This is a genomic window from Streptomyces actinomycinicus, assembly GCF_016741775.1.
Lineage (GTDB): Bacteria > Actinomycetota > Actinomycetes > Streptomycetales > Streptomycetaceae > Streptomyces > Streptomyces actinomycinicus.
Genome location: NZ_JAERRK010000023.1, coordinates 131,951 through 145,051 on the forward strand (window position 1 = coordinate 131,951; position 13,101 = coordinate 145,051).

Sequence of the window (13,101 nt, forward strand, 5' to 3'; positions counted from 1 at the left end):
CCGCTGCCGTAGCGGGTGGTGTGGAGTGGTAGCCCGCTCCGTCACGGATCATGGCCAAGAGCACGACCTCGCCGTCGTTGCCCTGCACAGCGGTCGAGTCGCATCTCCCCTTGACGGTGGAGCCGTCGCTGGGCTCAGGGCGGGCAAGCCGTTCCAGCCGACGGAGCGGCTGCCGCATGACAGCCGTACCCGGAGACCTGGTTCCAGCGGTCTTGCGAATGACCAGTTCGAACCCACGACAAGGATGTACCCACGACAAGGAAGCAGGGCCACGTCATGGTGCCGATTCACCGCCGTCAGTTCCTCACGGGCGCAGCGGTGGCAGCTGCGACGACCGCCGCGCTGAGGCACTTGCGCGGCCGCCACGAAGCTCACTTGGCCGCCTCGAGTGCTGACCTGACGCGGTCGGCGGACCCCGGAGCGAGCGATTTGCGGAAGATCGAACACGTGGTGATCCTCATGCAGGAGAACCGCGGCTTCGATCACTACTTCGGCACTCTCCAAGGAGTCCGAGGGTTCGGTGACAAGAGCGTCATCGACCTTCCGGGTACCATCCGTGGCCCCTCTCGCAGAACAGTCCTCCACCAGCCCGACGGAGCGGGTTCCTGGCGCTATCCCTGGGCCCTCAACCAAGGCGGAACCGACGGCTGGAAGAACGCGCAGTCCGTGGGTACGTCACACGGCTGGCTCGACGGCCACCTGGCATGGAACAACGGGCGGCTCAACAGGTGGATCGAGCAGAAGGAACAGGTCACCATGGGCTACTTCACGCGCGCGGACCTGCCGTTCCACTACAGTCTGGCCGACGCTTTCACCATTTGCGACGCCTACCACTGCTCGGTCCTGGGCCCGACAGGGCCCAACCGCAACTATTTGTGGAGCGGATCCAGCGGGATCGGACTGGTGGAGTCCCCCGGCCTCGACGCCGGGGACTTCGAGGGGGACGACCAACCGTGGACCGCGTACGCCGAGACGCTGTACGACGCCGGCGTCTCCTTCAAGACCTACAACGTCTCGGACGACAATTTCGGCGACAACGCACTCAAGTACTTCGCCGGGTTCGACTCAGGGCCCCTCTACGAAGCGGGCGTCAGGTCGGTGGGCGGAAGCGGCAGTACCGCCGACAGGATCATCGCCGCCATCACAAGCGACGTCATCGACGACAGACTTGCCCGGGTGTCCTACGTCGTCACCGACACGGACCACAGCGAGCACTCGGACAGCACTCCCAGCCGTGGCGCCGTGTTCATGCAGCGCCTTCTCAAGGCCCTCAGCGCGCGCGAGGACGTCTTCAAATCCACTGTCCTCTTCATCACCTACGACGAGAACGACGGCTTCTTCGACCACGTACCGCCACCCGTTCCCGATGCCTCGTACGAGGAGAACGAATGGGTCGAGTACGAGGGATGGTGGCCGGTCGGTCTGGGGATGCGGGTACCGATGATCGTCGTGTCCCCGTGGACGACGGGAGGCCGAGTCTGCTCCCAGATTTTCGATCACACCTCGGTCATCCGGTTCTTGGAGAAGTGGACGGAGGCACTGGGCTCACCCGCGGTGTGCGAGAACATCAGCGCGTGGCGACGCAAGGTCTGCGGCGACCTCACCAGGGTCTTCGACTTCACCAAGAGTACTTCCGGTTACACGCTGCCCGCCCTGGGCCCCGCGGCCCCCGCCGGGCAGACACCGGGCGCAACGGGGACCGAGCCCTCGCCGCCTGCCGATGACGCCGGACCGGCGCAAGAGGCAGGCACCAGGAAGGCATGTGCCCTTCCCTATCAGACCAACGCGTTCCTGGACCGCATCACCGTGGAGGGAACGACGACGAGGCTCTGGATCGCCATGCAGAACAAAGGAGAGCACGCCACCGAGGCGGTCCACTTCTCCGTGTACGCCAACGCCTACCGCGCCGGTGGCCCCTGGCAGTACACCGTCGACGCGGATGCCGAGGAGGAGGACTCCTTCCACGTGGGCCGTGGTTACGGCGGCGGCAAGTACGACCTCACCGTGACCGGTCCCAACAGGTTCATGCGACGCTTCACCGGCGACGCCTCGAAGATCGCCGCGGGCAAGCACGTCACCGTGAGGTCCAGCATCGAGACGCACCCCTCGACCAACCAGCTGGCGATCATCTTCCACATGAGGAATCACGGCGACCAGGATGTGACCTTCAGGATCAAGGCGAATCAGTACCGCAGCTGGGACGACACGTACGGCGTGGCCGCCGGTGAGGAAGTGAGCGACTTCTTCAACCAGGTCGCTTCCTTCAACGGATGGTACGACTTCACCGTGACCGTCGACAACGACTCGTCCTGGTCCGCGCGCTTCATGGGCCACATCGAGAACGGCGCTCCGAGCATCACCGGTTGAGCGGGACAGACCCTAGCTGTCGAATACGTGGCGTGAGCAGCAGGGCTCCCGGCGGAACTGGCGGCTGACGTCGAGCCAGTCGGTCGGATGTGCCGTGCTATGGCGCGGGGCGGACCTGGTGAACGCTTCGACCAGGTCGTCCTGTTGGTAGAGGGTGCCCTCGCGCATGGCCCACGTGGTGCGGATCAGGTCGTCGAAGTCGTCGAAGGGGTTGCCGTCGACGGCGGTCAGGTCGGCGAGCTTGCCGGGCTCCACTGTGCCCAGGTCGTCCGCGACGCCGAACAGTTGGGCGGGGACGGCTGTGGCCGTGCGCAGTGCCTCTGCTGGTGACAAGCCGCAGGCGTGCAGTGCGCGAAGGCAGATGTGGAGATGCAGGCCCACGGGAGTCAAGGGTGCATCAGTGCCGAGTACGAGCATGCCGCCTTCGGCGATGATGCGCCGGTAGACGGCCATCTCCTCGGCGACGGCCTGGTTCGCCGCCGGGGTCAGTGGGGTGGCTGCGTACTTGTCGACGAGTGCGGTGTCCCACGGTGGCATGAGGGTGGTGACTCTGGGGTCTCCTGCCACTGAGGGATCGGCTCCGAGGAGTGAGAGAGCCGTGAAGGGAGTGATGATGAGCTTGAAGTCGCCGTCACGGTAGGTCTCCACGACGTCCTGATAGGAGCGCCCCGTCGGCGAATGTGCCCGTCCGTATTCGGATCTCTGGGTGGCTTCGAGGTGGGTGGTGAGGTCCTGCCCGACGCTGACTCCCGGTGACAGGAGATGGCTGCCGGACAGTACCCCGAGCTTCTCGTGGGCGGTTCGGACTGCTTCGCGCATGGTCCGGGCGGAGGCCCGGACATAGGTTTTGACGAAGTCGTAGTCGAGCGCTTCGGCCCGCTCCAGGGAGCGTCGCAGACCGTCCTGGGTTCCGTGGGCTCGGCCCATGCTGTAGGCGACTCGGCTGCCGTCGATCAGCTCGCCCGTGGCGAACAGTCGTGGTCCCGCCATGCGTCCCGCTTGGACGGATTCACGAATCCTCACCGCCTCGTGGGCGAAACCACCCAGTGAGACGTTGGTCGTGATGCCGTAAGCGAGCATGAGGCTGCCTTGCCGGCCGCCGTAGGTGTACTGCCACGGATGGGTGTGAGAATCCCACAGCCCCGGGATGACCGTGGATGTGGAGGCGTCGACGAGTTTCTCGCCGGAGGAGACACCCGTACGGTGCGGTTCCACGGCCGTGATGCGGTTGCCGCGGATGACGATGTCGACGTTCTCTCGGACCGTGTCGCCGGTGCCGTCCCACAGCCGTCCCGCGTGCACCCGGGTGATGCCGGCCGGGGAGGGCAGCCGACGGCTGTAGTCCAGCGGCACGGGTACGACACGGGGTCCGGTGCCGTCCCGGTTGATGATCTTGAGTTTTCCGCTGGCCTCGTACAGCAGGGTGCGTGAGTCACCCGACCAGGACGGGTGGTCGGCGGCCTCATCCGTGAGGCGCTGGGGATCGCCTGCGGGCGTGCCGTCGGCGTGCACCGGCAGGATCCACAGTGCGGACTCCATGATGAAGGCCATGGCCGAGCCGTCGGGGGCCCATACCGGACCTGCGTTGCCTCGGTCGGCGAGGGAGGAGTGCGGCTCGGGCTGATGGGCCGTCCACTCTCCGGTGCTGGTGTCGACGACGCGGATGAGGTTGTACCCCTCACGAAAGCGCCTATTGAGCCGGTTGCGGTCGCAGAAGGCGATGTACCGGCCGTCCGCCGACCAGGTCGGACGGCTGGGGAGCCCGTTGGCACCCAAGGGCGTGGCGAGAATCTTCTCGGTTCCGGCCGAGAGGTCCTTGACCAGCAGGTTGCCCACGTAGTCCTGACAGGCGAGTCTGACGCCGTCGGGTGAGAGGGCTGCGTTCAGACGGCCTCCGGTCGCCACGACCTCGTCGCGGTCGTCATCGAGCCAGTAGCGGTGCACGTCGATGAGTCCGTTGCCGTCCGAGCCGCCCTCGTACGAGTACACGACACTTCGTCCGTCCGGCGCCCAGGAGGGCATCTGCACATACCCCGAAGCGCTTGACTGGACGAGCTTGCGGGGACGACGGCCGATCGGCATGACCCACAAGGCGTTGAGAGCGGCGAACGCGACGGATCCGCCGTCCGGCGAGAGTACCGGCAGGTGGATCCCCCGGACCGGCCTGGCTACCGTCGAGTCGAATTCGTGTTCCTTCCCCGGATAGCGGACGCGGGGCACATCCAGGGCCGCTCTGAAGGGAATCTGCTCCGGAACCGACCGTCCCCCTGTCTGAGCGGGCCGTCGCACACGCAGCTGCCCGTCAGCCACGTAGAAGAGTGCGCCGTCCGTGCCCCAGGAAGGCGGGAGGGGCGAGACGTCCTCCCCCTCGGTCACGGCCTCGCCGTCCACCAGCAACCGGGAGCCGGTCGCATTGGCCGGCCGCACGGCGTCACCGACGTGGACGCACGCCACACGACCGTCTGCACTGACGGCAGGACCGATGAGGACACCTGTGGCGACGGTTCGGACCACCGTGACGCTACCGCCCTCGGCCGGCACGGAGGCAAGGGTGCGTCCGCCGGCTGCACCAGCTCTCACGAAGACCAGCCCGCTGCCATCCGGGTACCAGGAAGGGTCGTAGTCCTCCACCCCCGCCCCGTCGGTGAGTTGCCGCAGCTCACCGGTGCGTACGTCCACCGTCCAGATCGTGTACGAACTGCCGGCCACCGGACTGCCGCCCCGTTCCGACGCGAACGCGATACGCGTGCCGTCGGGCGACCAGGCCACACCCCGGTCGTCCCAGGGGCCAGAGGTCAGCTGCCGCAGCCGGGAACCGTCCGGTTCCATCGTCCACACGTGGAAGCCGCCGCCCTGATAACCGCACACAGCGACCTGCGAACCGTCGGGCGACCAGGACAGCCGGGTCGGCTCCAGATCCGGATGGGTCAGCGCTGTTGCTCGGCCGCCCTCACGCGGAAGCGACCACAGCACACCCTGAACCTCCATGATCAGCTGACGCCCGTCGGGCGAAACGATCACAGATGCGTTCGTGCCGGCACTGAACTCCAGCGCCCTGGTGGCTGTTGCGGATAGCGGGCCGTCATGCGGACGAGACGCCACAGCTTGACCGGAAGGCAGCGAAAGAGCCGCAACGCCGATTCCGCCCAGCCCGGCCCTGAGAACACCCCGACGCGATAATCCGAGTTCGTGATTCATCAAGATCGATAGCTTAGAGCAACGCACTACGCCCCTCGCAAGCATGGACGTTACAGTTCAGGCCGAATAGAAAGACGAAACCAGTCAGCCGACATACGGAAAGTCCGGTTATCCCACCGGCAAGAGCAGGGAACACAGTGAGCCTTTTCCACTCTCAGTCGGAGCTGGCCAGATGCAGGGCGAGGACGGCACGGACGAGGCTGCTGATCCGGGTGGTCGAACAGCGGAGCTTTCGCAGCAGCCTCCAGGTCTTGAGGGTGGCGACGGCTCGCTCGGCGAGGGCGCGGATCTTTGCGTGGGATCGGTTGACCGCCTGCTGACCTGCGGACAGCGTCTCCCACCTGCCCCAGCAAGGAGTTCGAACCGTGCCCCCGGCACCACGGTAGGCCTTATCGGCCCAGCACGGGACGCCTGCTGCGGCAAGGGTGTCGACGATGCCGTGTTCGCGGGCTGCGCGGACGTCGTGGACGGCGCCGGCCATGGCCGGTGATGCCCGTAGCAGCCGGCCGAGTGGATCGGCGACGACCTGCACGTTCACACCGTGCCTCTTGTGTTTGCCGTAGTAGAAGCGTTGGTCGGCAGCTATGCGGTCGATCGGCAGCAGGATTCCGTCCAGCAGGACAAAGGCCTTCGTTGAGGCGGCCCGCGCCGCCGCTTCGAGGGTGGGCGCGAGGCCGGCCAGGAGGTCGACGGCCTCGGTGATGTAGCGGTAGGCCGTGGTCGCGCCGACCCCGAACCCGGCTGCGAGCTGGGCATAGGTATGCCCGTTGCGTAGGTGGGTGAGTGTGAGGAGAGCCTGGCGGCTGGCGCTCAGGCGTCGCCAACGGGTGCCGATCACGCGGCGGCGTTGCCGCAGTCGTTCTGCAAGGAAGCGCAGGGCAGTGCTGGACACGTCGACGCCCGACGGGTAGACAAGCACACGAAGCCTCTGGCGGAGATGGTTCTTCTTGGTCAAAACCCATCTACCAGGAGCTTCACCACGTTGTCAGCCCAACTGCTGACGGCCGCGGCGCGTTGGAGAAGACTCACTGGCTGACATGGGGGTGACCGCGCCGTCCGAGACTGGTTCGCGGTCCGTCAGGGAAGCTGCCCGCCGCATCGTGGATCTGGTGCTCACCGAGGACGACGTCTACCTCGACAGCCTCCCGGAGGAGATCGAGGTCTCCATCGGCGTTCCGTTGATCGAGGTGGCGAGGACGCTGGACGAGCCCATCGGCGACAAGGAATTCCGGGGTGGCGTCCGGCTCCTGCTGGAGGTGGGCGCGGTCGTGGCGCCCCGCATGCCGAGCGAACTACGTGACCTTTTCGAGGAGCTGCGCCTCGCCATGCGTGGCGTGACCGTGCGCTGACTCAGCCCTGGTCCCGGGGGTGTACGCCGTGCTCCGGTTCCCTATCCGTCGGAGCCCCAGACGGGGGACGAGCGACGGACCGTGTCTCCGGACGTGGGCCTTGCAGCAGGTCGAGATTCACCAACGACTGCGGCCCCCGACAACATTCCGGGGGCCGCAGTCGGCGGGCACTGCCTCACGATGAGCGTCGTACCGCCTTGTCAGTTCGGGCCTGCGCTCCTCGCGCGCTCATCACCAGTAGGTGCCGCCGAGGGGAACCTCGTTGCCCACGGCGAAGAAGTCGTGCCACTTCACGCCGGTGCCGACGAACCGTTGCCCGTTGCTCAGGGCCGCGAACACGTCGGCCGCCGAACCGCGGGTGAACGTGACGATGTCCTGCTTGCCGTCTCCGTTGAAGTCGCCGGTGCCCGGGACCTCGTTGCCGACGGCGAAGAAGTCGTGCCACTTCACGCCGGTGCCGACGAACCGGCGGCCATTGCTCAGTGCCACAAAGGCATCGGCGGCCGAACCCCGCGTGAACGTGACGATGTCGTCCTTGCCGTCACCGTTGAAGTCGCCCACTGCAGGCGCCTCGTTGCCGACGGCGAAGAAGTCGTGCCACTTCACACCCGTACCGACGAACCGGCGGCCGTTGCTCAGTGCCACAAAGGCATCGGCGGCCGAACCCCGCGTGAAGGTGACGATGTCGTCCTTGCCGTCACCGTTGAAGTCGCCCACCATCGGCACTTCGCTGCCCACGGCGAAAAAGTCGTGCCACTTCACACCCGTACCGACGAACCGGCGGCCATTGCTCAGTGCCACAAAGGCATCGGCGGCCGAACCCCGCGTGAACGTGACGATGTCGTCCTTGCCGTCACCGTTGAAGTCGCCCACTGCGGGGATCTCGTTGCCGGCGGCGAAGAAGTCGTGCCACTTCACACCCGTACCGACGAACCGGCGGCCGTTGCTCAGTGCCACGAACACATCGGCCGCCGAACCTCCGGTGAAGGTGGCGATGTCGTCCTTGCCGTCACCGTTGAAGTCACCGACGAGGGGCTTCTCGTTGCCGGCGGCGAAGAAGTCGTGCCACTTCACGCCGGTGCCGACGAACCGGCGGCCGTTGCTCAGTGCCACGAACACATCGGCCGCCGAACCCCGCGTGAAGGTGGCGACGTCGTCCTTGCCGTCGCCGTTGAAGTCACCACTGACACTGCTGAAGCCGTAGGGCGCGGTGGGCGCGGCCTGGGCGCCACCGCCGGCGAACGCCATCGCTACGGTGGCGAGAAGGGCTGTGAAGGCGGCGAACACGGGCCGCCTTACCAGTCGTTTACGCAACTGTCCCCCCAATTTCAAGATGTCCTTACTGCTTTCACCCAGCGTGAACAGCGGCACCATGCTGACAGGCAGAATCCGACCCTGTCCAGGATGATGAACCTGTTTGCACGGAAAAGATATTCAGACAACCATTCATGTTTCGCAGACATTCCCGATCCGGGTTGCGCCCGCAGGATCCAGCAGCCCGAAGAGAAAGGATTCTCCGCGCGTCAGGCCACCTCCCGCGCGGGAGAACACATCCTCAGAAACTCCCACGACGTCGCTATCGAGAATGCGCAGGAGATCCCCGCAGCTACTGGACTTGAACGAGACGCGACTACGCCAATTCGAAAAGGCGGACCGGCAGCCGCCGTACGACAGGCGGCGGAGACGCCCTCGTTACGGCCTGGTACTGCAGCCGCAGTTGCTGTGATCCACGGCCACCCGACCGATCGGGCACGCCTATCGACTCACTGGAGGGATTTGCTGCTACATAAGTTCGAACCTGACCGGCGCCACGGTCGCTGGTGCTGCGGTTGCGGCGGACGAGAACCCGCTCGGACGCCATCGATCTACGCCTCGCCGACGTGGACTGGTTGACCATCGCCCGCAAGCTCGCCGCCGACCTTCAAGGACATGGCCGACGCCGACTCCCCGACCATGCGGAAGCGGGCCTGGGACTGGTGGACCTCCGTACTGCAGACCCGACTCGAACCCACTGGTGCGCTCTGCCTGATCCAGACGCGCTGGCACGAAGACGACCTCGCCGGGCGCATCCCCGCCACCGAGCACGAAGCCTGGCGCGTCATCGAGCTGCCAGCACCGCCGGCGGAGAGTCCACCGTCGGCGACGAGACCGGCGTCATCGGTGTCGGCCGGGACTTCGACAGGCAGCTCACGTCGGTTAGTACACCGAGCTGGAGGATCAGATGGTCACCTGGGTCGAAGGGATGGACAGCCCGGACCGTATGGACGCAGCCGTGCACGGACTGACCGAACTGGCCGACCCCGACCAACTCGACACCCTGCCAACGGACATCGACGACGACCGCTTCGACGGACGCCGCTGATGGTGTCCCGTCGAGTGGTGTAGCTGGTCAGGGTTCGTGACCTCGCGGGTGACCGCGCCTGGCTGTCATCGCCCGCCAAACCAGATGGCTCCACCGAGTGCGCTGACTGCGCTACTGATCACGGCCAGCAGTTGGTACGACACTCGCTCGACAACCACGTGCACCCCACCCCAGTGCAGTTCAAGGAAGGGGCGTGGGGGTCGGTGCTCTGCGCGTCGCGATGCCATGCGGGCCTCCGGCTGATAGGGGGATGCGCCTGGCACCGCGAACGATCCGTGACTTCCAAGCTGTACCCGAGAGGACACCGACGCGGGCGGAGCAGCTCGGCGGCTCACTCGGGCCCGTACCAGACACCTGCCACAGCGTCATCGGGTCGTAGTCGTCATGAGCGCCGCCCTCCGGACGAGGGCGGCGTTCTGGTGGACCGGGGTCAGGTCATCTGAGGTAGCCGAGGATCGTCATCATGCCGCTCTCCGAGTGGTACTGGTTGTGGCAGTGGAGCATCCACAGGCCCGGGTTGTCGGCGTCGAACTCGACGACCAGCTTGCGGTGGGGCAGGACCAGCGCGGTGTCCTTGCGCGTGCCGGCGGCGTCGATGCCGGTGAGCGCGAAGGTGTGTCCGTGCAGATGGAGCGGGTGCCACATGTCGGTGGCGTTGACGAGGGTGAGCCGTACCCGTTCGCCGGCGCGTACGGGGTGGCGCCTGCGTGGGTCGTAGGGCTGGTGGTCGAAGCCCCAGTCGTATCTCCGCATGCCGCCGGTGAGTGTGAGGCGCATCTCGCGGTCCGGTTCGCGGTCGTCCAGTTCCACGGATTCGTCCGGTGCGAGGCTACGTGCGGGGACGACCCGTCGGTCCAGTTCGGCCGGGCGGACGCTTCGCCCGGGAAGGGCTCTTCCTCTGTCGCTGCGCACCACGGCGAGGGCTTGGCCCTTCTTGCCCTCGGCGAGTGCGACGAGGGGGAAGACGCCGTCCTTGACGGTGACCAGGACGTCGTATCGCTCGGCCATGCCGATGAGGAGAGCGTCGGTCTGCGTGTGCTCCACGGGATAGCCGTCGGTGTGCGTGACGGTCATGGTGTGGCCGCCCAGTGCCACCCGGAAGGCGGTGTCGGAGCCCGCGTTGATGAGGCGCAGCCGGACGCGGTCACCGGGGCGGCATCGGAGCGACTGGGGGTTGCCCGGCAGGCGGCCGTTGGCGAGGTAGTAGGGGTAGGCCACGTTGCCGCCCTCGCTGTTGAGCATGCGGCTGTAGGAGTGGCGCAGCACCCGGGATGGGCCGGCCGGGGGGCGTTCGGGGCCCCTGGTCATGACTCCGTCCATCATGGAGGTGCCTGCGCCGGGCTGGAGTTGGTCGAGCACCTGGTCGGGGGTGGAGCCGTTCACGCCGTCGAGCCAGTCGTCCAGGAGGACGACCCATTCCTTGTCGTAGGAGAGGGGTTCCCTGGGGTCCTCCACGATGAGCGGGGCGTACAGGGCGCGGTCGGGCTGGAGCCCGAGGTGGGAGTGGAGGAGATAGGTACCGGGCTGGGAGACGGTGAAGCGGTACGTGAAGTCGGCGCCCGGGCGGATGGCGTTCTGGGTCAGGCCGGGGACACCGTCCATGTCGCAGCGCAGCCCCACTCCATGGGCGTGGAGCGTGGTGGCGGCCGGCAGGTGGTTGGCGAGGGTGAGGTTCAGGACGTCACCCGCGGTGACGCGCACCACGGGGCCGGGCAACGTCTCGTTGTAGGCCCAGCTGCGGACGACTCGCCCGCCAAGGTCCAGCCTGGACTCGGCGGCGGTGAACCTGAACCTGCGCACCGGGCCGAGGCCGCGTTTCCGTTCGGCGGCGAGGACCTCCGGCCCCGACGGGTCGACATATCGCCCGGCATCCGGCGGGGCGAAGCCGGCCTCGCTGAGCCGGTTCCCCTCGGCTCCTCGGTGTGGTGGAGGGGCGAAGTCGGGACCGGCGGGCAGGAATCCGACGCCCGCGACGGCGAGCGGGGCACGGAGCAGGGTACGCCGCGAAGGTGTGTGCATGGCTGCAATAAGACACGGTCTACAGGGTTCTGAGAGGAAACGTGGTGCCGTACGTCGGTGGTGTCGGACTGCAATGCCCCAGTCGGAGGGCGGTGTCTGCGCCTGGGGCACTGGTTGACCCGCAGGTGGGTCGAGCGGCCAGCGCCGACGGCGAAGCCGTTGGCCGCATGGCCCAGCACCGGTGTCGGCGGCAGGATCTCGTGCCAGTCGGCGGGGTCCCGCAGAAGCTCGGCCACGGACGGGGTTCCGGATGCCCGCGCCCAGCCGGCGGTCGGCGAGGTCGGTGAGCCGGGTGAAGGCGAAGTCCCCGTGCCGGTAGCCGGCTACGGGTCACCGGAGTCGTAGGGGGCGTTTCCGTCGCTGCCCCGGTGGGTCACGGAAGAGCGCGCGTAGGGCCGAGGCCACCTCTTCGGCTGCGTGCCGTCTCCGGGGAGAGAGGGTGATCCGGGCGCTGGGGCACGCCCCGACGGCCCGGCCGATCTCGATCAGGTCGCCGCCGGTCCGGGGGGGGGAGCCGCAAGCTTGAGCCAGCGTCGTGCGTCCTTCACAGGAAGCGCCGGATCGGTGCGACGGCGGCTTCCTTGACGCGCTGGACGACGGCCCGACGTCTCCAGCGGGCGAGGTCGATGTCCACGCTGCGCCGCAGGTCCGCGTCGTAGTCTCGATCGAGTTCGGCGGTGAACGTCTCGTCCAGGACGGCGAGCATGACCTCTTCGTCGTGGTCCATGGACCGGCGGTTGAAATTGGTGGACCCGATCAGGGCCGCTACCGAGTCCACGGTGATGATCTTCGCGTGCATCATGGTCGGCTGGTACTGGCGAATGTGAACACCTGCCTCCAGGAGGCGGGTGTAGTGGTGTTGGCCGGCGAGCTGGCAGGCGCGCTGATCGGTGTGGGGGCCGGGAAGCAGGATCTCCACACGCACGCCCCGCCGTGCGGTCCGGCACAGCAGATCGACGAAGTAGGCGTCCGGGGCGAAGTAGGCGGTGGCTAGACGGAAACGCTCCTCGGCGGAGGTGAGCATGACGCGAATGAGGGTCTGCATGTCCTGCCAGCCGATGCTGGCCGATCCGCGCACGACCTGGACGACCGATGAGCCGACCTGCGGGTGCTCGGTGAAGCGGTCACGGTCGTCGAAGAGTTCGTCGTGGCACTCGGCCCAGTTCTGTGCGAACGCGGCCGCGATGCCGTCCACGGCGGGGCCGCGTACCTGGACGTGGGTGTCGCGCCACTCCCCCGGGTTGCGGGCGTCACCGCACCACTCCTCCGCGATCCCGACGCCACCGGTGAACGCGGTCTGCTCGTCGACGATGAGGGCCTTCCGGTGGCAGCGGTGGTTCTGCTTGAACGGTGACAGCCAGACCGGCTTCCGGAACCAGGCCACTTGCACGCCCGCGTCGTCCATGAGGTCGAGCAGTCGCCGTTCGATCTCCTTGGCGCCGAAGCCATCCAGCAGGAGCCGGACACGGACTCCGGCCCGGGCTCGCTCGGCAAGGGCCGAGGCGAACTCCCGGGCGATCTGCCCCCGCCAGTAGACGAACGTCATCATGTCGATCGTGTGCCGAGCCGAGCGGATGGCCGTGAGCATGACGGGGAAGATCTCGTCGCCGTTGCGCAGCGGGACGAGTTGGTTGCCTTCGGTGGCGGCGACGCCGATCAAGCGCTCCAGGCGGCGGCGCAGCCGTTGCTCGCGTGCTGCTGCTCCGGGTGCGGTGTCACGAGCGGGGGCCGCTGGTATGCCGTCGATGATCACGCCGAGTCTCCCGTCGGACCGTGAGAACGAATCGTTGTGGGCTGCTGGAAGCA

The 13,101-nt window shown here is 67.1% G+C and carries 8 protein-coding genes; 3 read left to right on the top strand and 5 right to left on the bottom strand.

Annotated elements, in window-relative coordinates:
* Positions 1–276 precede the first annotated feature (276 nt).
* Positions 277–2,367: a phosphocholine-specific phospholipase C gene (locus JK359_RS32235; RefSeq protein ID WP_201843126.1), complete on the top strand. Its 2,091-nt coding sequence runs from the start codon at positions 277–279 to the stop codon at positions 2,365–2,367.
* A 12-nt stretch (positions 2,368–2,379) separates the two neighbouring features.
* Here the strand turns inward: JK359_RS32235 and JK359_RS32240 are convergent, their stop codons facing one another.
* Both JK359_RS32240 and JK359_RS32245 read right to left on the bottom strand, forming a co-directional pair.
* Complete coding sequence (locus tag JK359_RS32240) at positions 2,380–5,565, bottom strand: amidohydrolase family protein (RefSeq protein WP_201843158.1); 3,186 nt, start codon at positions 5,563–5,565, stop codon at positions 2,380–2,382.
* Between the two features lie 154 nt (positions 5,566–5,719).
* The gene (locus JK359_RS32245; RefSeq protein ID WP_201843159.1) at positions 5,720–6,484 is read right to left on the bottom strand and encodes a transposase family protein; all 765 of its coding nucleotides are present in this window, start codon (positions 6,482–6,484) and stop codon (positions 5,720–5,722) included.
* A gap of 190 nt (positions 6,485–6,674) precedes the next feature.
* On the opposite strand from JK359_RS32245, the gene JK359_RS32250 reads away from it, so the two are divergent.
* Positions 6,675–6,914: a hypothetical protein gene (locus JK359_RS32250; protein ID WP_307788362.1), complete on the top strand. Its 240-nt coding sequence runs from the start codon at positions 6,675–6,677 to the stop codon at positions 6,912–6,914.
* Between the two features lie 231 nt (positions 6,915–7,145).
* Here JK359_RS32250 and JK359_RS32255 read toward each other — a convergent pair whose 3' ends face one another.
* Positions 7,146–8,288, bottom strand: a complete 1,143-nt coding sequence (locus JK359_RS32255; RefSeq protein WP_201843128.1) for an FG-GAP repeat domain-containing protein — start codon at positions 8,286–8,288, stop codon at positions 7,146–7,148.
* An 847-nt stretch (positions 8,289–9,135) separates the two neighbouring features.
* On the opposite strand from JK359_RS32255, the gene JK359_RS32260 reads away from it, so the two are divergent.
* The gene (locus JK359_RS32260) at positions 9,136–9,276 is read left to right on the top strand and encodes a hypothetical protein (RefSeq protein ID WP_201843129.1); all 141 of its coding nucleotides are present in this window, start codon (positions 9,136–9,138) and stop codon (positions 9,274–9,276) included.
* A gap of 435 nt (positions 9,277–9,711) precedes the next feature.
* Here JK359_RS32260 and JK359_RS32265 read toward each other — a convergent pair whose 3' ends face one another.
* Together JK359_RS32265 and JK359_RS32270 are read right to left on the bottom strand one after the other, a co-directional pair.
* Positions 9,712–11,295, bottom strand: coding sequence for a multicopper oxidase family protein (locus JK359_RS32265; protein ID WP_201843130.1), 1,584 nt, complete (start codon positions 11,293–11,295; stop codon positions 9,712–9,714).
* A 544-nt stretch (positions 11,296–11,839) separates the two neighbouring features.
* Complete coding sequence (locus JK359_RS32270) at positions 11,840–13,048, bottom strand: phospholipase D-like domain-containing protein (protein ID WP_201843131.1); 1,209 nt, start codon at positions 13,046–13,048, stop codon at positions 11,840–11,842.
* Between the last annotated feature and the right edge of the window lie 53 nt (positions 13,049–13,101).

Coding starts and splice junctions, on each gene's coding strand:
- JK359_RS32235 (WP_201843126.1), top strand. CDS start 277: ATGGTGCCGATTCACCGCCGTCAGTTCCTCACGGGCGCAGCGGTGGCA.
- JK359_RS32240 (WP_201843158.1), bottom strand. CDS start 5,565: ATGAATCACGAACTCGGATTATCGCGTCGGGGTGTTCTCAGGGCCGGG.
- JK359_RS32255 (WP_201843128.1), bottom strand. CDS start 8,288: ATGGTGCCGCTGTTCACGCTGGGTGAAAGCAGTAAGGACATCTTGAAA.
- JK359_RS32260 (WP_201843129.1), top strand. CDS start 9,136: ATGGTCACCTGGGTCGAAGGGATGGACAGCCCGGACCGTATGGACGCA.
- JK359_RS32265 (WP_201843130.1), bottom strand. CDS start 11,295: ATGCACACACCTTCGCGGCGTACCCTGCTCCGTGCCCCGCTCGCCGTC.